A 21948-nucleotide genomic window follows, 5' to 3' on the forward strand; every position below is an offset into this window, starting at 1 on the left:
CTACCAAACTATTTATTACTTATATGAAATACAAACTAGGGTGGCTATAGATAATGGAACTATTCGTTTTCAAAATTGTTATCACGCCACTTTTATTACTAACAGCGAGTCTTGCTGCTCGCCGGTGGGGTGAATCCATTGGTGGCCTTATTGTCGGACTGCCGTTAACATCAGGCCCTATCTCTTTTTTCTTTGCTCTTGAATATGGCACAGAATTTGCCACACAAGCAACTTTAGGCTCATTATCCGCAACAGCTGCACAAGCGTGTTTTGCCGTCGTGTTTTATTTTTTAGTTGCATATGGTTGTTGCAAGGCCCTCATTATAGCGACAGTCACGTTTAGTGTGACTGCTTATATTTTACAAGTAAGCCAACTCTCTCAATCAATGCTATTTATTATTGATATTCTGATCATGATGATTGCAATGATTTTTATACCTAATGTATCCGTGAATTTAAAAAAATTGTCTCCTCCCAGATGGGATTTACCTGCGAGAATGCTATTAATTGCCGTACTGGTGGTGGGAGTGACTTTAGTTGCACCATTTATTGGCGCAGGTGCCAGTGGTGTTTTAGCCTCATACCCTTTTATGGCATCAATTTTGGCGGTGTTTTCATATATAATGATAAACGCACAAGCAGCTCAGCGAGTCATGAGAGGGCTCGTGGCGGGGTTATTCAGCTTTGCGGTTTTCTTCTATACTTTAAGCCTCGTATTACCTAAATTTAATTTGATCGTTGCCTATACCGCAGCAATTATCTGCGCGCTAATTGTTCAGTTTATCTCTTTACGTTACATTCAACGTACACCTAAAAAAGTAATACATTGATTTTAAAGAATTCTATATTTATTTGTAGCCTAAATATAATTAGGTCATATTCATTTCTCTCGTTTGCGATATTTATTCGTATATTTACACTGTCAATATCTCATATCAGCAATATTAATAAGAATAAACTATTTTTTAGGTTCGTTTGATTTATATTTACTTAATCCCTTGTCGTTGTTCAGAACTCTTTTTACCATAGCGTATCTAGTGCTACTATTTGATAAGTTGTAGCTATCTCTTTTCAATATGAGGGTTTCCGATGCGAATTCTTATTGTCGAAGACAACGCGTTACTTCGTCACCATTTAACCGTACAGCTTAAGGAGCTTGGCCATCAGGTTGATTCAGCTGAAGACGCAAAAGAAGCTGATTACTTTTTACACGAAAGCTGTCCAGATATCGCAGTTGTCGATTTGGGCCTACCTGATGAAGACGGGCTTTCTATGATCAAACGCTGGCGTAGTGAGCATGTCAATATTCCACTTTTAGTATTAACTGCTCGGGAAAGTTGGCAAGAAAAAGTACAAGCGCTAAACAGTGGTGCTGATGACTACGTGACTAAACCTTTCCAGCTAGAAGAACTGGTCGCCCGTATGCAAGCTTTGATGCGCAGAAACAGTGGTCTTGCCTCACAAGTACTCGAATTAGGCAATTTCGTGATTGACCTATCGCGCAAAGAATTTACCGTTAATGGCGAAGCCGTCAAATTAACTGCTTTTGAATACACTATCATTGAGACGCTACTGCGCAACAACGGGAAAGTGGTTAGCAAAGACTCGTTAATGCGCCAGCTTTATCCAGATGCCGAACTCAGAGAAAGTCATACTATTGATGTTCTAATGGGTCGTTTACGCAAAAAAATTCAACAGTTTCATAGTGATGATGTAATTGTCACAGTACGTGGTCAAGGCTACCGTTTTGATGTGAATGGCTAATATGAAGCTACGTAAATTTAAGTTCAAACCCCTTTCGCTACGAGCACGTTTTCTCTGTGCAACATCAGCGGTGATCTTGGCACTCACCTTATCCTACGGTATCGTCGCGATTTTGGGGTATTTGATTAGTTTCGATAAAACCACTTACACCCTATTACGTAGCCAAAGTAATTTAATTTATAGCCTAGCCCAATGGCAAAACCAGAAAATTGACATTCGCGTCCCCCCAAATTTCACGTTAAACAACCCGACTTTGGTCATTATTTATGATGAACAAGGGCTTGTGTTATGGCGCCAACGTGATGTACCTAGCGTTGAACGGCTGATCCGTAATGACTGGCTTAAAAAAGAAGGATTATATGAAATTGATACAGACATTCGCGAAACTCGTCAACTCCTAGATGACAACCCCGAATTCAATACAAAATTAGATGACATGGATAACGACGATGAACCGCTTACTCACTCCGTGTCCGTCAACCAATATGCAGCTAGTGAAAACTTGCCTCCGCTCACCATTGTCGTTGTTGATACACTACCGCAAGACTTACAAAATACGGGTTTAGTTTGGGAATGGTTCGGTTATGTGTTACTGGCTAACTTAATCTTAGTTATCCCACTATTATGGTTAGCGGCCTATTGGAGCCTACGGCCAATTAAATCATTAGTATCACAACTAAGTAGCTTAGAAAAAGGTGAACGAGATACTCTAGATGAGAACCCTCCGTATGAGCTTCGTGGGCTAGTACGTAATCTTAATATTTTATTAACGAATGAACGTAAGCGATACAGTAAATACCGCACGACACTTTCTGATTTAACACACAGTTTAAAGACGCCTTTAGCCGTTTTACAGTCAACACTGCGGCTACTACGCTCAGGTAAACAAATGAATATTGAGCAGGCAGAACCCATCATGCTCGAACAAATTGGCCGTATATCTCAACAGGTGGGTTATTATTTGCACCGCGCATCAACGCAAGGTGATGAAAATATGATGCTACGCGAAATTTCATCTGTTCCATCAATATTAGACAGCCTTGCGAGTGCCCTCCACAAAGTTTACCAGCACAAAGGCGTTTCTATTACGGTGAATGTTTCTCCTGAAACAACTTGGCTGGGTCAACCAAATGACTTTATGGAAGTGATGGGTAATATCATGGAAAACGCGTGTAAATATTGCCTTGAATTCGTCGAGGTTAGCGCTATTGCTGGAATTGATAGCTTAACATTGGTTGTTGATGATGATGGCCCGGGTGTGCCTGAAAGCAAACGTAGTTTGATTTTCGTTCGTGGGCAGCGTGCAGACACCCTTCGTCCAGGTCAAGGTTTAGGTTTGTCCATTGCAGTGGATATTATCGACCAATACGAGGGAGATATCACAATTAGTGACAGCCCACTTGGTGGTGCTCGTTTATCCGTCACATTTAGGCAGCAATCTATGGTTGAAGATAGTTAATCTGTGATATGCGTCCACTTGTCCCCTATTTTACAAACCATTTCCGGTATACTATTTATGAAGTGTTTTATAAATAGTAATTTAGGGTAATGTACTTGGTTCACTCTCAAGATAAACCTTTAATACCCGTTTCTCAGAAAGTTTATTTAACAGCATACCATTACACACATATAGGTCATTTTGCGGTATTAGGACCGGGTATATTGTAATAAACTGATTAGCAATACTTAGCAGCTCCAAGGGACAATAAGATGGATTACAAACTAAATCTCGACTGGCAAAGTTTCCTCGACAGTCACTGGCAGAAGCGCCCACTGCTTATCAAAAAAGGGTTTGCAAATTTTATTGATCCTATCTCGCCTGATGAACTTGCAGGTTTGGCGATGGAAGATGAGGTTGATAGCCGTTTGGTTAGCCATAAAGAAGGGATTTGGCAGGTTGGTCACGGACCATTTGAAAGCTATGACCACCTTGGCGAAGAGAATTGGTCTATTTTAGTTCAAGCAGTTGACCATTGGCATCATCCAAGTTCTGCATTGATGAAACCATTTCGCGTGCTTTCGGACTGGAGAATGGACGACTTAATGATTTCCTACTCTGTTCCCGGCGGTGGTGTAGGTCCTCACCTCGACCAATACGATGTGTTTATTATTCAAGGTGAAGGCCGTCGTCATTGGCGAGTGGGTGAAAAAATCCCAATGAAACAACATTCCCCGCACCCTGACTTACTACAAGTTCAACCTTTTGACGCCATCATCGACGAAGAAATGGAACCCGGCGATATTTTATATATTCCACCTGGGTTTCCACATGAAGGTTACGCCATTGAGCCTTCATTAAATTACTCAGTTGGTTTCCGTGCCCCAAATACTCGTGAGCTGCTCAGTAGTTTTGCCGATCACCTAATTTCTAATGACTTAGGCAGTTATCGTTATAGCGATCCTGATTTATCATTCCGTGATAACCCTGCTGAGATCTTGCAAGGTGAACAAATTAAACTACGCGAGATGATGGAATCACTGATTAATGACCCTGAGCTATTTCGTAAATGGCTAGGTGAGTTTATCTCACAATCACGCCACGAATTAGACATTGCCCCACCTGAACCACCTTATGAGCAAGAAGAAATTTATGATTTACTGAAAACTCAGCAAGAAACCTTATACAAATTAAATGGTCTCAGAGCATTACGCGTTGGCGACCAATTTTTTGTTAATGGAGAATGCTTAGAAACTGAGTGTTATGAGGCTGCTGATAGTTTGTGTCGTTATGATGCCGTTAATAGTCAAATTTTAGCTGATGCCATTGATGATGTTAACTTTATCGCACTGCTTACCGCACTCGTCAATAATGGTTATTGGTATTTTGATGATTAATCAGTACTTATAATATTAAATTGGTACTTGATAAAAAGGCTCATTAATTATGAGCCTTTTATTAAAAATAATATTATCGGCATAATATAACCCCGCCCTATTACCCATTAATAAAAGCCGCTGATTGCAATTAAAATATCCTTATTGATGACTAAATTATTTATTTTTTTATATATTTTATTTTTCATTTACATACTCATATTATGATCCTTACTTGCCCGTAAGCACGCAAAGATAAAGCACATTATTTGATTCAACTCTAAACTGTTTTTACTTCACCATTATCAATCTCACACAGTACTAATTACCCCCTTAAAGATGATAACAACATGAACATAGAAACACTTTTGGCTTTATCATTGTTTTCCTTTGTGACATCCATAACTCCAGGTCCAAATAATATTATGTTACTTGCTTCAGGTATTAACTTTGGATTTAGCAAAACACTACCGCATTCATTTGGAGTATCAATTGGTTTTTTTATTATGCTGATTGCTGTCGGACTTGGAGTGGGAGCTTTGATTCAAACATCCCCTATAATTTATTCAATATTAAAATATTTTGGAATTATTTATTTGTTCTGGCTTGCATGGAAAACGACTATTAGCCATTCAGTTGCACAGACAAGTAACCAAGAAACTAAACCGCTAACTTTGTTAGAAGCGGCATTATTTCAATGGATAAACCCTAAAGCATTGATGATGGCTATTTCTGGGATGGCGATGTATACCAATATAAATGCCCCCTATTTATCAATGGTACAGGTTGCCGTTGTATTTGCGGCCATCAACTGGCCATGTGTTGCTATTTGGGCGATGTTTGGCAGTAAATTAAGAGAAAAACTAAAACAACCTAAGACATTAAAACGCTTTAATTTAGTCATGGGAGTTTTACTGGCACTTAGTGGTGTTTCTGTATTATTTCAATAGCAAATTTAAGCGCGCTTATTGTTATAAGCACGCTTATTTATCATAAAATATCACGATTGCCTTGCGTGAATAGCCGTTAGTTCCGCAATACGCATGATCACACTAACCGCCTGCTCCATACCTTCTTGCGTTATAAACTCATGTTTACTATGAAAGTTATAGCCACCTGTGAAAATATTTGGGCACGGTAAACCACGATGTGAAAGCTGCGCACCGTCAGTACCACCACGGACTGGCTGGACAATTGGCTCAATACCACAATCAAGCATGGCTTGCTTTGCTAATTCAATGACATGTGGATATTTCATGACCTCTTTATGCATATTATAATAGGTATCATCAAGTGTCAGTTCGATATAGCAGCTTGGATGTAACCCTTCGCCAACTTTTTCAGCGATTCGAATGATATTTTTCTTCCTAGCTTCAAAGCCTGCTAAGTCAAAATCACGAATAATATAATTCAATTCTGCCTTTTCTACTGTCCCTTTTAACGATGTTAAATGATAAAAACCTTCATAACCTTCGGTGTTTTCAGGTGTTTCATCAGGTGGTAACATCGAATGAATACGGTTCGCTAGCCCTAATGCATTCACCATTACGCCTTTAGCTGTACCGGGATGCGTGTTATTGCCAACAATTTTAATAGAAACATTAGCTGCATTAAAATTTTCATACTCTAACTCACCAACCCCACCACCATCGACGGTATAGGCCCATAATGCATCAAATTGTTTAAAATCGATATGTCGAGCCCCACGACCTATCTCTTCATCAGGGGTAAATGCAAGACAGATTTTACCATGAGGAATGTTCTTACCCTTTAAACGCACTAGAGCTGTAATTATTTCTGCGATACCCGCTTTATCATCGGCACCGAGTAAGGTTTTACCATCGGTCATGATGAGGGTTTTGCCAATCATTTCATGCAGCACCGGAAACATCACTGGGGATAGCACTTCATCACCAATACCTAACGCGATATCCCCCCCCCGATAATTTTCGAGGACTTGTGGACTCACATTTTTACCTGAAAAATCAGGTGCTGTGTCTAAATGTGAAATAAACCCAATAGTAGGAACATCCCAATCAACGTTTGACGGTAAATAAGCCATCACACAACCTTGATCACTAAGCGTTATTTTTTCAAAACCTAATTCATTCAGCTCGCTAACTAATGCACGAGCAAACTTTAGCTGTCCTGCGCTGCTAGGCACTGTCTTGGCGTTTGGTTTTGATTGTGTATCGAAAGCGGTATATTCAAAAAACCGCTCTAAGAGTTTGTCCATACCCTTCCCCCTAAAATATCAATGTCCATATTATGGGAAAGATCACAGATTCAATTATTGTTTCAAATCAGCTTTCCTGTTAATGCTCTCTATTTTTTGCAGGAAATCGTTAGTGAAATTTATTTTTTAGCGTAATTTTTATAGGCTACCTATTACACTGGCAATCAATACCTATAATAAATAAGGGTAATAATCAAATTGTATTAATTAGTAGGTTATTATTTATTTGTTACTTAAATACCTCTCATTTGGTTAAATATCACTCACCTACTACACAAATCATCAATCATTAAATTGAAATAGTATGCTATATATGAAGTCTTATTATTTTATTTATTAGCTGATTAATAAACAAAACGAAATTTTACTCGTTAACAGGAAAACTCATGTCAAAAACATGTTTAATTTATGGTGTTAGCAAAGGCTTAGGTAAAGCATTGGTCGAAGGATTCCCTGAAAAAGCAGACCATATTTATGGAGTGTCTCGCTCAAAACCTCCTTTTGAACATACTAACTTTACGTGGATTCCTGCTGATTTAAATGATATTCATAGCGCGAATGCCATTAAGCAGATTATTCAGGACCAACCTATTCATACCTTAATTTATAATGTGGGTATTTGGGAGAAACTGGCTTTTAGTGAAGAATACCAATTTGAATCGACTGATGACATAGAGTTACTCAATATGATTCAAACCAATATCAGTGCCTGTTTATTAAATTTAAAAGCGCTATTACCCAATTTACGTTTAGCAAAAAATAGCAAGATTATATTGATCGGTTCTACATGGGGTTTAGATAACCATAATGGTAAAGAAGTCACCTTTTCCGCCACTAAATATGCCCTCAGGGGTATAGCACAGTCGTTAAGAGAAACACTGCGTGAAGATAAAATAGCAATATCAGTCATAAACTTAGGTTATCTAGCAACTGAATATCCATTAGCGGTTCCTGCTGACGAAGTCATTGAGAAAAGTAATGGACAGCTAATTCCACTACAAGATGTTGTCAATGCCGTACGCTTTATCGCTAGCACGAGCAATGCAACCTGTGTCAAAGAAATTACGATGCCAGCCATGATGGATACAAATGTCTAACCTATAAGAGAAAACAACGCGTTTCCCCTTATATTATTATGTATTAAAAGCTTATTGCGCGGTATTTTTAACCTGTAACTCTGTAATAAGCTTATTGATATATTCAACAACAACTTTGCTGGCTAAACCATAGTGTTTCTCATCAAACTCACTTTCCACTTGGCTAGGCTCTAAATTAAGTTCGACCGTATGTGCCCCATGTAACTTAGCCTCGTGAACAAAACCCGCCGCAGGGTACACATGACCAGACGTCCCAATAGAAATAAAAATAGTCACAGATTCAAGGGATTGATAAATATAATCCATTCCAATTGGCATCTCACCAAACCAAACAATGTGAGGCCTGAGCGGCTGAGGAAATTGGCAACAATGACAGCGGTCATCGACAGATAAATCCCCTTTCCATTCCAAGACTTGATTTGACCAGTTGCAGCGAACTTTTAATAGTTCACCATGCATATGGATAACTCGCTGACTTCCCGCTCTTTCATGTAAGTTGTCTATATTTTGCGTAATTAACAAAAAGCGGTCACCAAAAAGCTCTTCAAGCTGAGCAAGCGCATAGTGAGCGGCGTTCGGCTTAATATTATCTTGCTGTAACTGCCGACGTCGCTCATTATAAAAACGCTGTACTAATTTAGGGTTACGTTCAAAACCTTCAGGCGTTGCCACATCTTCAACGCGATGCTCTTCCCATAATCCATCCGCAGAACGGAATGTTTGGATCCCAGATTCGGCTGAAATACCCGCTCCCGTTAAGACGACAATATTTATATTTTTCATGTTATCCAATCTATTATCTATATAAAAAGACCGGTTACGAAGTCGCTGGCGGCGTATACATTTATTCTTACGAGCTTTTTTTAACCTATAACGAAATCGCAACATCAAAGCTTCCTTTCATCCATATAACCAATAAATTTATATCATATTAAATATTAACTGCTTTTTATCATGTCATTATGACATGAATTTAGAAATGCTGATTGTGTGAAATTATTAAAATAATCAAGATCCAAGTGTTTATTTTATTGGCAAACTAACTATTTCCTTACCATAACTGATGACATTATCTAAATGTTAACATACTAAAACGCATCATCTTGCTGAATGCAAATAAAAATATCGAAGGTATCGATTTTGTCACTTTTTATTCATAAAAATGACATCGTTATTTCATAAATACACCACAAAATATCCACAATGGTAAAACAATAAAAAAACCTTTCACCTTCACTCTCGCTACCGCTAAAATACGCCTCGCAGATTTTACTGTGTTATTAACTCACCACTACAAGGGATTTCATGGAAAAGTTTTTTGAAAGAGCAATGTATGCTTCACGTTGGATTTTAGCGCCTATCTATTTTGGGCTTTCACTGACACTATTGGCTTTAACCATTAAGTTCTTTCAAGAGCTATACCATATTTTGCCAAATATCCTTTCAATTCCTGAAGCGGACTTAATTTTGACGCTATTATCATTGATTGATATGGCATTAGTCGGTGGTTTATTGGTGATGGTAATGTTTTCAGGTTACGAGAACTTTGTCTCCCAAATGGATATCCCTGACAGCAGTGAAAAACTAGGCTGGCTAGGTAAAATGGACGCCTCATCATTAAAAAATAAAGTCGCGGCTTCCATTGTGGCAATTTCCTCTATTCACCTATTAAAAATCTTCATGGACTTAAAAAGCGTCTCAAATGATAAACTGATGTGGTATGTCGTCATCCATTTAACCTTTGTATTATCTGCATTTGTGATGGGCTATCTAGATAAAATGACCAAGAAATAAACGGTAAAATTTATACTCAAAGTGCCTAATTTAAACATCTAGGCACTTATCTATTCGCTAATCTCATCTTTATCTCCCTCGTCGATTTCTGCTTTGTGATACCATCAATAGTCTGAAATACCTGTACCAAGGAACTCTACATGAGCCAACATTTCGTCGGTAAATATGAAGCTGAAATTAAATTTCAATTATCAGATCCTGGTGCCTTTTTGCACAAAATAAAAGCTGATTTGGCTGAGCCATTTACGGAAAATAATACCGAGACAGATTATTTCTATGAAAGTCTACATTCACCACTGACTGACAAAAACGTCAGTATGTGTGTACGTGAAATGGTGCCATCAGGCATAAAGTTATGGATAGTCAAAGGCCCCGGAGCATCTGAATGCAAAGCCATTAATATTGATGACTGCCACCATGTGCAAAACATGTTAACGACACTAGGATATCATTGCTACTTAACCACAACTAAAATAAGAAGTATTTATTTTCTGAATGATATCCACATCACAATTGATCACTTGAGTGGGATCGGCTGGTTTGCTGAGTTTGCCATTATGACTGATGAGCAGGATTTGCTGGATAGTTTATATCAAACGTTGATGACGACCGCCAAACAGTATGGTTTTACAGAAGCGATGGTAGAAACTCGTAGTTATAAACAAATGTTTTTAACGGCACAGTGATTATATAAAGAGCCAATAAATTTTTGGATTTGTACCCTAAAAATCATTGGCTCTCTACCCCTAAAAGCTATTGCCCACTGAGAATACGTGCAGGGTCTAACTTACTAGCGCGGCGAGCAGGATACCAACTGGCGAGTAAGCTCAATACAATGGTTGTAATTAAAACATAAACCACATCCATGACATGCAATTCAGAAGGTAAAAAGTCAATAAAATAGACATCACCCGATAAAATTGGATGGCCAACAATGGCCTCTATAACCTTAATCATTGGCGTTAAATTTAAAGATATGACGACCCCAAATACAGCACCAATCAAAGAACCAACAAGGCCACCCAATAAACCATACCATAAGAAAATAGCACGAATCTGCCTATCTTTTGCCCCTAGAGTGCGCAATACCGCGATATCACTACTTTTATCTTTAACCGCCATAACAAGAGTAGAAACAATATTAAAACACGCGACGCCAATCACTAATATCATAGCTAAGTACATGATACTTCTAACCATTTGAATATCATTGTACATATAGCCATAATCACCTATCCAACTTTTTACAACAACATGATGCATGGTTTTCAAGCCTGCATCATAAACAACTTGATCGGCAATAAATGGGTCTGTGGCTTTGATTTCAAACCCTGTCACGCCATCACCATAGTCGAGATATTCTTGTGCATCTGCGAGAGGAACGAGTGCTAGTTGGTGATCTAGCAAGCCACTAAGCTTAAAAATACCCGTCACTTGTACACGAATACGCTTAGGTTGCTGAATTTTTAAGCTGGCATCGGTATTTGGGATCATAATTGTCACCCAATCCCCAACTTTCACATTCAATGCATCAGCCACACCTTGGCCTAAAATAATCGATTGTTTGCCCGCTTCAAAATGCTGCCAAGCATCATTAAGAATGAATTGTGGTAACGCACTGACTTGTGGCTGAGTTTCTCGTGAAACCCCCATCACTTGGATTGCTTTTAAATTTGCACCACGCTCAAGTAACCCCGTAAAGTTGATGTAAGGGCTAACGCCTTCAACCCCCGGCGTTTTCCGGATAACTTGTTCAGCAAATTCCAAATCCTTATAAGGTGGTTTAACAGCATAAATTTGCCCATGGGGAACAACAGATAACACACGGTTATTTAATTCGCGTTCAAAGCCATTCATCGCGCTTAAACCAATAATTAACACCGCAACCCCAAGAACAATACCCAACGTTGAAACTATCGAAACTAATGAAACCATCCCGGTTCGGCGGCGACCACGGCTGAAACGCAGCGCTGTGAGTAATGAAAGAGGCAACTTAGACATTACCGAGCCCCCAAGGTAATATTCTGCTGCAAATGCCCATCACGCATTTCCAGTTGGCGAGATAACCGGCGAGCCAGTGTCATATCATGGGTAACCACTAAAAATGCGGTCCGCTGTGTTCGGTTTAATTCCCCCAACAATTCAAAAATGGCATCTGCATTACGTAAATCAAGGTTACCCGTAGGCTCATCCGCTAAAACCAGTGCAGGCTCATTCACTAACGCCCTTGCAATAGCAACACGCTGGCGCTCTCCTCCCGATAATTCAGAAGGACGATGCCCAGCCCGATGCGCTAGTCCAACCGCTTCTAGCATTTCAGTTGCTTTCGAAAATGCAGTTTCTTTCGCAATACCACCGATTAATAAAGGCATCGCCACATTTTCCAGTGCGGTAAAATCCGGTAAAAGGTGATGAAATTGATAAATAAAACCTAAATCTTTATTACGAATAGCAGCTCGCTCATCTGAAGATAACTGATTAATATGTTGGCCACGAAAGATAACATTCCCTTCTGAAGGGGTATCTAACCCACCCAGTAAATGTAATAAGGTACTTTTACCCGAACCGGAACTTCCCACGATGGCCATCATTTCCCCCAGCCCCATGGAAAAACTGACATTTTTCAACACTTGCGTCGACAATGTCCCTTCCTGATATGTTTTACTTAAATTTTCACAGACCAGAAGTGGTTGTTTATTCATAACGTAACGCCTCAGCAGGTTGAACCGCGGCTGCACGCCAAGAAGGATAAAGCGTTGCCAGCAGAGAAATCAGCATTGCACTAAGTGCAATAATTAAAATACCAGAGTAATCAAGCACAATCGGTAAAGAGACACCTTTAGGTAATAAACCAATCAGCGGCATAATGACATTCAGCTGGCTAGAAAGTATCGTACCTAATATTGTACCAATGAGTGAACCAATCATCCCCGCTCCAGCGCCTTGGATCATAAAAATCATTAAAATTCGCCAACGTTTGAGGCCAAGGGTTTTTAAAATAGCAACTTCACCTTGTTTTTCCATCACTAACAATGATAGTGAAGTAATAATATTGAATGCCGCCACCGCAATAATTAAACTGAGCAATAAGCCCATCATATTTTTTTCCATGCGAACGGCTTGGAAAAACTCCCCTTTACGCTCTCGCCAATCTTTCCATACTAGGCCATTCGGCAACACTTGCTGACTTAGAACATCAACATTTAGGGGCTCATCCAAATATAAACGCCACCCAGTAATATGCCCTGTAGGGTAACGTAACATACGTGCGGCATCTTGCTGTGCCACGACGAGTTCACTTGTATCCGCTTCCCCATTTGTTTGGAAAATACCCGCCACCGTAAATAGGCGCTGACTAGGAATACGCCCCATTGGCGTTAATTGACTCACTCCAGGTATAATTAAGCGAACTTCATCACCACGTTTTACCCCGAGCGTTTCTGCAAGTTTATTCCCCAGAAAAACATTATAACTGCCTTCTTTAAGGTCACTGCGCTCCCCAACAACCAGTTTATCCAATAACAAAGAAGGTTCTTCGGGTTCAATCCCTCCCATGACACCAACGCCAACATTGGTTCGGCTTTGTAATACCACGTCAGATTGCACAATAGGGGCAATATGGCTAACACCGTTTAAATGCTGTAGATCGGTTATTGGATATTTTGCTGGGTCTATATTTCCGGAGGCAGATGTTAAAATTGCCTGCGGCATATAAGCAAGTATGCTATCTTGTAACGATCGCTCGAACCCATTCATCACTGATGTGACGGTTATTAATGCCGTCACCCCCAGTGTGATACCAATGGCAGATAAACTGGAAACGAAACGACCAAATTTATCCGCAGCACGCCCACGTAAATAGCGTAGGCCTATAAATAATGAGACAGATTGGTGCATGAAATCTATGATGCCCCTGTTGCCAAAGCGAAGTGTTCAGCGATAATAAAGGGTACGATTGACGAATGGAACCACTCGATGGTTTTTTTTCTGCTTTGAATGCCTTTTTGTCTGACTTTCAGACGAATTACGAGTTAAAACAGATTGTTTTGTTAAGAATTTTGTAGTTTAACTATCCACTAATTAACTTAACGATTCTTCGTACAAAAATTGGCTATATTTGTGCTAACTCTTGTTTAACTGCTTACTAACCGCTGTGAGATACCGAAGATTTCTATGTTGTCAAAATTTCGTTATGAACTCCCTAGTCGTAGTGGCGATGTTCGCCATTTAGGTTGCCTTATCGGGGCGGCTGGTGCACTTGAATGTGGAGAAATAATACAACGTCATCAAGGGCCTGTTATCATCGTGACACGTGATATGCAAAATGCATTACGTTTAAGAGATGAAATTCAACAGTTTACAAAACACCCTATAGAGACACTTTCTGACTGGGAAACATTGCCATATGACAATTTTTCTCCCCATCAGGAAATTATTTCTCATCGTTTATCGACACTGTACCGCTTATCCAGTTTACAAAAAGGCGCGTTAATTCTTCCCGTCAATACACTGATGCAAAAAGTCTGCCCTGCTGACTTTTTAACCAGCCATGCCTTAGTGATGGCAAAAGGTGACAAACTTTCTCGAGATAACTTACGTAATGAGCTCGATAACGCTGGTTATCGCCATGTAGAACAAGTTTTAGAGCATGGTGAATATGCCACTCGTGGCGCTTTACTCGATTTATTTCCTATGGGAAGCTCATTGCCTTTTCGTATTGATTTCTTCGATGATGAAATTGATAGCTTGCGAACTTTTGACGTTGACTCGCAACGAACACTCGAAGAAGTAGAACAAATCAATTTACTGCCAGCTCATGAGTTTCCGACCGATAAAGACGCTATTGAACGTTTTCGCAGCCAATGGCGCGAGCGCTTTGAGGTTCGCCGTGATCCAGAGCATATTTATCAGCAGGTCAGTAAGAATACCTTACCGACAGGTATAGAGTATTGGCAGCCTTTATTCTTCCCGCAGCCACTACCATCGTTATTTGAGTATTTACCGCCATCAAGTTTAATTGTTTCGCAGAGCTTACAAGAAGCGGCTGAACGCTTTCAGGTTGATACTCAGCAGCGGTATGAAAGCCGCGGTGTCGACCCAATGCGCCCATTGCTCCCACCTTCAGAGCTATGGCTAACTGTTGAACAACTTAATCAATCGTTAAAAAAATGGCCTCGTATTCAATTATCACCCGAGTCTCTGCCCAAAAAAGCGGCAAATACCAATTTAGATTACCTGCCATTGCCAGATATCAGCACACAGGGGCAAAGTAAAACACCGCTCGAAAAATTGCGGCAGTTTACTGAACAATTTGATGGAACCATTGTTTTTTCTGTGGAAAGTGAAGGCCGGCGTGAAACTGTTACCGAGCTCTTAGCACGTTTAAAAATTCGCCCTGATATTATTCAAAGCTATACTCACCCTACTGACAGCCGATTTGCCATCACGATTGGGGCCGCTGAACACGGCTTTATTCAATCCGATATCCATAGGGCATTAATTTGCGAAAGTGATTTACTTGGGGAGCGTGTTGTTCGCCGCCGAACAGATAATCGCCGCACCATTAATACCGATACCCTCATTCGCAATTTAGCTGAATTGCGCCCTGGGCAACCCGTTGTTCATATTGAACATGGTGTAGGTCGTTACCAAGGTTTAATTACGTTAGAAGCGGGTGGTATTAAAGCTGAATATTTAATTTTAACTTATGCGGGCAATGATAAACTGTATGTTCCAGTTTCTTCACTCCATTTAATTAGCCGTTATGCGGGGGGTGCTGATGAAAATGCCCCATTACATAAATTAGGTAGTGATAGCTGGGGGCGAGCCCGTCAAAAAGCCGCAGAAAAAGTGCGCGATGTCGCGGCTGAACTTCTTGATATCTATGCACAACGTGCGGCTAAAGCTGGCTTTGCTTTCAAGCATGATAAACAACAATACCAAGAATTTTGCCAAGGCTTTCCTTTCGAAACGACACCTGACCAAGAAGTCGCTATTAATGCCGTTCTCAGCGATATGTGCCAACCCTTAGCCATGGATCGACTGGTTTGTGGCGATGTAGGCTTTGGTAAAACCGAAGTGGCAATGCGAGCCGCATTCCTAGCGATTAATAATAACAAGCAAGTTGCCGTTTTAGTGCCTACGACACTACTTGCCCAACAGCATTACGATAATTTTAAAGATAGGTTTGCTAACTGGCCTGTCCGCATCGAAATGTTATCACGCTTTAAAACAGCGAAAGAGCAACAACAAATTATTGAACAAACTGCTGAAGGTAAAGTTGATATTCTAATTGGTACCCATAAGTTACTGCAAAGCGACTTAGTATGGAAAGATTTAGGCTTACTCGTCGTCGATGAAGAGCACCGCTTTGGTGTCCGTCATAAAGAACGCATCAAAGCCATGCGTGCAGACGTTGATATCTTAACACTGACAGCCACACCGATCCCTCGTACTCTCAACATGGCCATGAGTGGCATGCGTGATTTATCGATTATCGCCACACCACCTGCTCGCCGTTTGGCTGTGAAAACCTTTGTTCGCCAATATGATGACTTAGTTGTCCGTGAAGCAATTTTACGGGAAACCTTACGTGGTGGCCAAGTTTATTACCTCTACAATGATGTTGAAAATATTGAAAAGGCAAAAGCACGCCTCGAAGAATTAGTCCCTGAGGCACGTTTTGTTGTTGGACATGGTCAAATGCGTGAACGTGAATTAGAGCGCGTCATGACGGATTTCCATCATCAACGTTTTAATGTATTGATATGCACTACAATTATTGAAACGGGTATTGATATACCAACAGCGAATACTATTATTATTGAGCGTGCTGACCATTTCGGGTTAGCTCAACTCCACCAACTGCGTGGCCGAGTAGGACGTTCTCACCACCAAGCTTATGCATACTTGCTCACACCACATCCAAAAGCGATGACCACTGATGCTCATAAACGCCTTGAAGCCATTTCTTCACTGGAAGATTTAGGTGCTGGGTTTGCTCTAGCAACTCACGATTTGGAAATTCGCGGTGCAGGTGAATTACTTGGTGAAGATCAAAGTGGCCAAATGACCACGATTGGTTTTACCCTCTATATGGAACTGCTAGAAAGTGCTGTTGATGCGCTAAAAGAGGGGCGCGAACCTTCATTGGAAGATTTAACTAGCCAACAAACTGAAGTTGAATTACGCATGCCTGTTCTACTGCCAGACGACTATATTCACGATGTGAACATTCGCTTATCTTTCTATAAACGAATAGCCAGTGCAAAAAACAGTCAAGAACTCGACGAGTTACGGACAGAGCTAATCGACCGCTTTGGTAGTTTACCTGACGCAGGTAAATTCCTGTTAGCCAACGCAGCTATTCGATTACAAGCGCAATCCCTTGGCATTAAACGTATTGAAGCCCATGAAAAAGGTGGTTTTATTGAATTTGGTGATAAAAATAAAGTTGACCCAAGTTTTTTAATCAGCTTATTGCAAAACCAGCCACAAACTTATCGCTTAGATGGCCCTGTTCGACTAAAATTTTTCCATGATTTAACAGAAAGAGCCTCTCGACTAGAATTTATTAAGCAATTACTTATCGGGTTTGAAGAACACCAAATTATCTAAGTTTAAAGCTGTAAAATGATAAAAGGCTACTATCGTGTAGCCTTTTATCTCTATAATTTTTATATAATTATTATTCCATAAAACCAAATGTATTTTTATTCGGTTGCAGCTCTAAGACCGCTGATGAGTTTCTGGTGATTGGTAATTCATTTTGCTGCAAACAATAAAATGGTAATAGTTCTTTTATATCACTGCGTATGGTTTCGCATACTGAGTTAGATGATGTTAGCACTAAGCGTCCTTTGTCATCCAAAGGAATAAACATTGATGGCTCGTAGGATGTTCTAACTTTTCCAATCGTTTTGCCAATTTGATATACGACGTCATATCCAACAATAACTAATTCCATTTTTTGTGTGTTAACACAGGTTTGATTTTGCATATCAAACAGAGATGGAAAGCCTTTCCCTTGTAATGCTTCAATCATGAAAATCATTTTGCATTCGCTTTGTGCAGGATGAAACCGAGAAAGAGATTGTTGGTTAAACGTGCCTAAAACTCCTGTTACAGTACAATTTTGGTACTCAACAAGGCGATTAGCTTTGATCGGCTCAACAGATAACACTGTCGCCAATTTCGTTTCAGGTTCTTGGTTGAGTAAAGTCACGAGCAATACAATAATGAATGCCACTACAGTTGCTAATAACAACTTAAATTTTAGCTTCATTGTATTAACCCTTATTAAAATATGCCGCATCTATTGTAACCACAATCTAAAATAATTCGATAATTACGTACTATTTGTATTGTTTTTTGGAATTATCTTAATTTATCATCAAAACAAATATTTATTATAACTGTATTAGAAACCACAAACTTCACCATTAGTGCAACCTCACATATCCCCTCAATTGAATGCCTTATTTTATGATTAATAATCAATAAGATAGAAAATATAATTTCCATGGTAACTTTTCGTTATATAAATACACTTATACTTAAATTATTTTAAACTTAAGGTAAGCTAAATTATATTGACTCAATTTATATTAATTTTTAGGCTTTAATTTCATTTAAATACAATATATAAGTAATAGTGGCAATATAATCGATATTTAATCTCTTAAATTTGATCTAAATAGTTTTTCCAAGTAATATTTAACATAAATAAGCCTTGACAGATTTAGCTAATATACTTTATTAGCATACATATTTATCATTATAAAATACAAAAAATAATGCACCTGTTATATGAATACACAGGTGCACGGCGCTAATAAAATCCGATTAAACAAGTAACTACTCGTAGATTAATGTAGTTTTAACTTTGGTCGAATAATTCTGTTAATACTACCAACAAGCATCATTAGCCCTGTTTTAATGTAACCATGTAATGCAATTTGGTGCATACGGTATAAAGAGATGTACACAAAACGCGCAATACGCCCTTCAACCATCATATCCCCACGCATTAAATTTCCCATTAAGCTACCAACGGTACTAAAGCGAGATAGTGAAACTAATGAGCCATGGTCTTTATATACATACTCTTTTAAAGGTTTGCCTTTCATTAAAGCGACAATATTGTCATAACAAAGGCTGGCCATTTGGTGGGCTGACTGTGCTCTTGGTGGAACAACCCCCCCTTCCGGCTTAGCACAAGATGCGCAATCGCCAATAGCAAAAATCATATCATCACGAGATGTTTGTAATGTCGGCTTTACTACTAATTGGTTAATACGGTTTGTTTCTAACCCAGCGATATCCTTCATGAAATCAGGTGCTTTAATTCCTGCCGCCCAAACCATTAGGTCTGCATGAATTTTACCATCTTCTTTCGTATTCAAGCCATCTGCATCAGCGCTGGTTACCATAGTTTTCGTCAATACATTCACACCTAACTTATTCAGTTCTTGGTGTGCGGCACTTGAAATTCGCGGAGGTAAAGCGGGTAGGATACGTTCGCCTGCTTCAACTAATGTGACATTCAGTGCATCCGTATCTAACCCTTTAAAACCATAACTCGTTAGTTGCTCAACCGCATTATAGAGTTCTGCTGATAACTCAACCCCCGTAGCTCCACCGCCAACAATGGCAATATTAACGCTCTCTTCTGCGTTATCGCGTACTGAATAACGTAAAAATAGATTTAACATTTCATCGTGAAAACGGTGTGCTTGGTGTGGGTTATCTAAGAAAATGCAATGTTCTTTAACACCAGGTGTACCAAAATCATTCGAAGTACTGCCTAATGCCATGACTAAAATATCGTACTCAAGCTCACGCAAAGGAACTAATAATTCACCATGCTTATCATAAAGTTCACCGAGAACGACTGTTTTATTTTCACGGTCAATATTTGTTAGTGAACCCAGTTGGAAATTGAACGCATTATGGCGAGCATGAGCCAGATAGCTTATCGCATCGACGCCATCATCTAACGAACCTGTCGCAACTTCATGCAATAACGGTTTCCATAAATGGCTCGGGTTGCGGTCAACCAACGTAATTTGTGCGCGTTTCTTGCGGCCCAACTTACGGCCTAAACGCGTTGCTAGCTCTAATCCACCAGCGCCACCGCCTACAACGATGATTTTGGGTTGAGATAAGGTCATAAATCCCTCGAAACAAAATATATTAATGTTATTTAAGATTTCTCATCTAGAAAAGCCTTATATAACAATAATTAGGCACAGCTCCTTCCATACCAACTAGAATATCATGAGTGGTCTATTGGTAATACCAAATATTGATTCATATCAATTTAGTTGATTATTATGACTACGATCACATTCGTCAAATCATTTTTTCTACCAAACGAATCGAGTCAGCTTTTTGGTATTTATTCAATCAATCGTTTAAATCCATGAAAATCGTAATGATAATGAGAATTATTATTCTATCATTTTTTTATTTGTTGCGCATAATCAATTACCCTCCACTCATTTTCAGCATACATCTAAATAAAGCACAAAAAAAACTCCAAGGATGATAAACACCCTCAGAGTTTTTCATGAAATATTAAATTTTATTATTTAATTTTCTTGATACGCACATCAGTTGGAACTGAAACTGGTGAGTTATCTTTAAAGTATTGCATTAACGCTTCGTTGTCTGGCAGGCTATAAACACGGTCTTTACCTTGATTAAAGGCAGAGAAGCGGCTACCACCAGTTGCTAAGAATTCATTTGCAGCAACACGATAGCTTTTATTCATGTCTAACGGCTTACCGTTTAATTTCATTGATTTTTGAATAACCTTGTCACCCACTGGACGGCTGTCATCCCACTCGTAGTAAAAACCTTTAGAAACAGGCATAACTTGTGGACGAGCACGATCCCATTGTTGTTCAAGTGCTTGCTTGATTTGAGCACCTGTCAGTGATTGTGTGACAACCACATTAGAGAACGGTTGTACCGTGAAGATATCACCATAAGTCAATTCCCCTGCTTTCATGTCAGCGCGAATACCGCCACTGTTCATAAATGCAATTTGTGCACCGCCCGCTTCTTTACTGGAGGCTGCATATAATTGACCATCTGCAATAATCTTACCTAGGGTAGAATCCCCTGCCGGTAATAATTTTTTATCCACGTTAGCCGTCAAAGACCCCATCACTTGCTGTGAAATAGGTAAGGCAATTTTTTCGTATTTTTGTACGAAGGTGGTTAACTCAGGGTTTTTCTCATAACGGCTAGTTTCAACAGGGATATTTTTTGCATTGATGCTAACAATATCTTTCGTATTTCTATCAATCTCAATATTTAATTGAGACAATAAAGTCCCATTAGATTGAGCAGAAATTACTGTCATTCCATTGATTTCACAATTATAAGCTTGGTGTGTATGACCACTAACGACAAAGTCTACATTAGTATCTAACTGTTTAACGATATCAACAATTGGGCCTTTGATATTATCACAACGATTAATATCTTTAACTTTAGTGTCAACTTGTTGTGTTGCGCCTTCATGGATCAAAACACCGATACTATTAATACCCTGTGCTTTTAATAACTTAACTTGGTTATTGATAGTTTCAACTTCATTTTTGAATTCTAACCCTGCAGTTCCACTTGGCGTTACGATAGCTGGTGTACCTTCTAACGTTAAACCAATAAACGCCATTGGAATGCCATCAAACTCTTTAATAAAGTAAGATGGGAACAGAGTTTCACCTGTTTCTTTAACAATAACGTTAGCGGCTAAGTAGTTAAAGTCAGCACCCGCAAAGGAATCTTTACCCACACAACCTGCGGTTGGGTGGCAGCCACCGTTTTGTTTTCTCAGCAGCTCTTCTTTACCCTTATCAAACTCATGGTTACCAACTGCGCTAGTTTCCATACCAATCGCGCTTAGTGCTTCAATTGTGGGTTCATCATAGAACATTGATGACAGTAATGGGCTAGCCCCTACTAAGTCACCAGCACCAACAACGATAGTTTTATCGTTTTGCGCTCTTAATTGATTAACCAGTGTTGCAATTGACTCAATCCCACCTAATTTACCATCCCCCGGAGCTTGTAAAGCACCATGGAAATCATTAATACCTATGACTTGTACTTTTACGGTATCCGTATTTTTGGGGGCACAACCCGCCAAGAGTGCACCAGAGATAAGCAGTGTGAGTAATCCAATTTTATGTTTCATTTATCCTACCTTTTTTAATCTTTTTCAACTATCGA

Annotated in this window: 17 protein-coding genes; 9 read left to right on the forward strand and 8 right to left on the reverse strand. The window is 39.4% G+C overall.

Annotated elements, in window-relative coordinates; all coding sequences use genetic code 11:
• Positions 1-53: 53 nt before the first annotated feature.
• The 5 genes from PSF28_RS18470 to PSF28_RS18490 all read left to right on the forward strand — a co-directional run bounded on the left by PSF28_RS18470 (position 54) and on the right by PSF28_RS18490 (position 5528).
• A complete protein-coding gene (locus PSF28_RS18470) occupies positions 54-830 on the forward strand; it encodes a hypothetical protein (RefSeq protein WP_210837757.1) in 777 nt (258 codons plus the stop codon).
• A 259-nt stretch (positions 831-1089) separates the two neighbouring features.
• Complete coding sequence (gene phoP / locus PSF28_RS18475; RefSeq protein WP_210837758.1) at positions 1090-1764, forward strand: two-component system response regulator PhoP; 675 nt, start codon at positions 1090-1092, stop codon at positions 1762-1764.
• Position 1765: 1 nt separating this feature from the next.
• Positions 1766-3223: a two-component system sensor histidine kinase PhoQ gene (gene phoQ, locus PSF28_RS18480; RefSeq protein ID WP_272685462.1), complete on the forward strand. Its 1458-nt coding sequence runs from the start codon at positions 1766-1768 to the stop codon at positions 3221-3223.
• 251 nt (positions 3224-3474) lie between these two features.
• Positions 3475-4599 carry a ribosomal protein uL16 3-hydroxylase gene (locus tag PSF28_RS18485; protein ID WP_210837762.1) on the forward strand — a complete coding sequence of 375 codons (1125 nt, stop codon included), beginning with the start codon at positions 3475-3477 and terminating at the stop codon, positions 4597-4599.
• A 329-nt stretch (positions 4600-4928) separates the two neighbouring features.
• Positions 4929-5528, forward strand: coding sequence for a LysE family translocator (locus PSF28_RS18490; RefSeq protein ID WP_272685463.1), 600 nt, complete (start codon positions 4929-4931; stop codon positions 5526-5528).
• A gap of 50 nt (positions 5529-5578) precedes the next feature.
• Here PSF28_RS18490 and pepT read toward each other — a convergent pair whose 3' ends face one another.
• The gene (gene pepT, locus PSF28_RS18495) at positions 5579-6814 is read right to left on the reverse strand and encodes a peptidase T (RefSeq protein ID WP_210837763.1); all 1236 of its coding nucleotides are present in this window, start codon (positions 6812-6814) and stop codon (positions 5579-5581) included.
• 386 nt (positions 6815-7200) lie between these two features.
• Here pepT and PSF28_RS18500 point away from each other — a divergent pair, with 386 nt between their 5' ends.
• Positions 7201-7911, forward strand: coding sequence for an SDR family oxidoreductase (locus PSF28_RS18500; protein ID WP_272664696.1), 711 nt, complete (start codon positions 7201-7203; stop codon positions 7909-7911).
• 51 nt (positions 7912-7962) lie between these two features.
• Here PSF28_RS18500 and cobB read toward each other — a convergent pair whose 3' ends face one another.
• Positions 7963-8796: a Sir2 family NAD+-dependent deacetylase gene (gene cobB, locus PSF28_RS18505; protein ID WP_210837783.1), complete on the reverse strand. Its 834-nt coding sequence runs from the start codon at positions 8794-8796 to the stop codon at positions 7963-7965.
• 420 nt (positions 8797-9216) lie between these two features.
• On the opposite strand from cobB, the gene PSF28_RS18510 reads away from it, so the two are divergent.
• Positions 9217-9705, forward strand: coding sequence for a TIGR00645 family protein (locus PSF28_RS18510; RefSeq protein WP_094960443.1), 489 nt, complete (start codon positions 9217-9219; stop codon positions 9703-9705).
• 140 nt (positions 9706-9845) lie between these two features.
• Positions 9846-10391, forward strand: a complete 546-nt coding sequence (locus tag PSF28_RS18515; protein WP_210837767.1) for a class IV adenylate cyclase — start codon at positions 9846-9848, stop codon at positions 10389-10391.
• Positions 10392-10458: 67 nt separating this feature from the next.
• On the opposite strand, the gene lolE is transcribed toward PSF28_RS18515, so the two are convergent.
• The 3 genes from lolE to lolC are packed head-to-tail and all read right to left on the reverse strand — an operon-like array spanning position 10459 to position 13602.
• Positions 10459-11706, reverse strand: a complete 1248-nt coding sequence (gene lolE / locus PSF28_RS18520) for a lipoprotein-releasing ABC transporter permease subunit LolE (protein ID WP_272685464.1) — start codon at positions 11704-11706, stop codon at positions 10459-10461.
• Positions 11706-12407 carry a lipoprotein-releasing ABC transporter ATP-binding protein LolD gene (gene lolD / locus PSF28_RS18525; protein ID WP_272684300.1) on the reverse strand — a complete coding sequence of 234 codons (702 nt, stop codon included), beginning with the start codon at positions 12405-12407 and terminating at the stop codon, positions 11706-11708. Before lolD ends, lolE begins: the two co-directional genes overlap by 1 nt.
• Entirely contained in the window at positions 12400-13602 is a 1203-nt protein-coding gene (lolC, locus tag PSF28_RS18530; RefSeq protein WP_210837771.1) for a lipoprotein-releasing ABC transporter permease subunit LolC, read from the reverse strand. Before lolC ends, lolD begins: the two co-directional genes overlap by 8 nt.
• A gap of 276 nt (positions 13603-13878) precedes the next feature.
• Here lolC and mfd point away from each other — a divergent pair, with 276 nt between their 5' ends.
• Positions 13879-17322 (forward strand): transcription-repair coupling factor, encoded by a 3444-nt coding sequence (mfd, locus tag PSF28_RS18535; RefSeq protein ID WP_210837773.1) that lies wholly within the window; start codon positions 13879-13881, stop codon positions 17320-17322.
• A gap of 70 nt (positions 17323-17392) precedes the next feature.
• Here the strand turns inward: mfd and umoD are convergent, their stop codons facing one another.
• From umoD to PSF28_RS18550, 3 genes are all read right to left on the reverse strand, one after another.
• Positions 17393-17989, reverse strand: coding sequence for a UmoD family flagellar biogenesis regulator (gene umoD / locus PSF28_RS18540; RefSeq protein ID WP_210837775.1), 597 nt, complete (start codon positions 17987-17989; stop codon positions 17393-17395).
• 583 nt (positions 17990-18572) lie between these two features.
• Positions 18573-19877, reverse strand: coding sequence for an NAD(P)/FAD-dependent oxidoreductase (locus PSF28_RS18545; RefSeq protein WP_272664690.1), 1305 nt, complete (start codon positions 19875-19877; stop codon positions 18573-18575).
• Between the two features lie 416 nt (positions 19878-20293).
• Complete coding sequence (locus tag PSF28_RS18550) at positions 20294-21913, reverse strand: bifunctional metallophosphatase/5'-nucleotidase (protein ID WP_110731989.1); 1620 nt, start codon at positions 21911-21913, stop codon at positions 20294-20296.
• Positions 21914-21948: the final 35 nt, after the last annotated feature.

This window comes from Providencia sp. PROV130, from assembly GCF_028482225.1.
GTDB classification, from domain to species: domain Bacteria; phylum Pseudomonadota; class Gammaproteobacteria; order Enterobacterales; family Enterobacteriaceae; genus Providencia; species Providencia rettgeri.

Bases quoted from the DNA above. Each gene is read 5' to 3' on its own strand.
- PSF28_RS18500 (WP_272664696.1), top strand. From the start codon at position 7,201: ATGTCAAAAACATGTTTAATTTATGGTGTTAGCAAAGGCTTAGGTAAA.
- umoD (WP_210837775.1), bottom strand. From the start codon at position 17,989: ATGAAGCTAAAATTTAAGTTGTTATTAGCAACTGTAGTGGCATTCATT.
- PSF28_RS18490 (WP_272685463.1), top strand. From the start codon at position 4,929: ATGAACATAGAAACACTTTTGGCTTTATCATTGTTTTCCTTTGTGACA.
- lolC (WP_210837771.1), bottom strand. From the start codon at position 13,602: ATGCACCAATCTGTCTCATTATTTATAGGCCTACGCTATTTACGTGGG.
- PSF28_RS18470 (WP_210837757.1), top strand. From the start codon at position 54: ATGGAACTATTCGTTTTCAAAATTGTTATCACGCCACTTTTATTACTA.
- pepT (WP_210837763.1), bottom strand. From the start codon at position 6,814: ATGGACAAACTCTTAGAGCGGTTTTTTGAATATACCGCTTTCGATACA.
- PSF28_RS18515 (WP_210837767.1), top strand. From the start codon at position 9,846: ATGAGCCAACATTTCGTCGGTAAATATGAAGCTGAAATTAAATTTCAA.
- PSF28_RS18485 (WP_210837762.1), top strand. From the start codon at position 3,475: ATGGATTACAAACTAAATCTCGACTGGCAAAGTTTCCTCGACAGTCAC.
- PSF28_RS18545 (WP_272664690.1), bottom strand. From the start codon at position 19,877: ATGACCTTATCTCAACCCAAAATCATCGTTGTAGGCGGTGGCGCTGGT.
- PSF28_RS18550 (WP_110731989.1), bottom strand. From the start codon at position 21,913: ATGAAACATAAAATTGGATTACTCACACTGCTTATCTCTGGTGCACTC.
- PSF28_RS18510 (WP_094960443.1), top strand. From the start codon at position 9,217: ATGGAAAAGTTTTTTGAAAGAGCAATGTATGCTTCACGTTGGATTTTA.
- lolE (WP_272685464.1), bottom strand. From the start codon at position 11,706: ATGTCTAAGTTGCCTCTTTCATTACTCACAGCGCTGCGTTTCAGCCGT.
- phoQ (WP_272685462.1), top strand. From the start codon at position 1,766: ATGAAGCTACGTAAATTTAAGTTCAAACCCCTTTCGCTACGAGCACGT.
- lolD (WP_272684300.1), bottom strand. From the start codon at position 12,407: ATGAATAAACAACCACTTCTGGTCTGTGAAAATTTAAGTAAAACATAT.
- phoP (WP_210837758.1), top strand. From the start codon at position 1,090: ATGCGAATTCTTATTGTCGAAGACAACGCGTTACTTCGTCACCATTTA.
- mfd (WP_210837773.1), top strand. From the start codon at position 13,879: ATGTTGTCAAAATTTCGTTATGAACTCCCTAGTCGTAGTGGCGATGTT.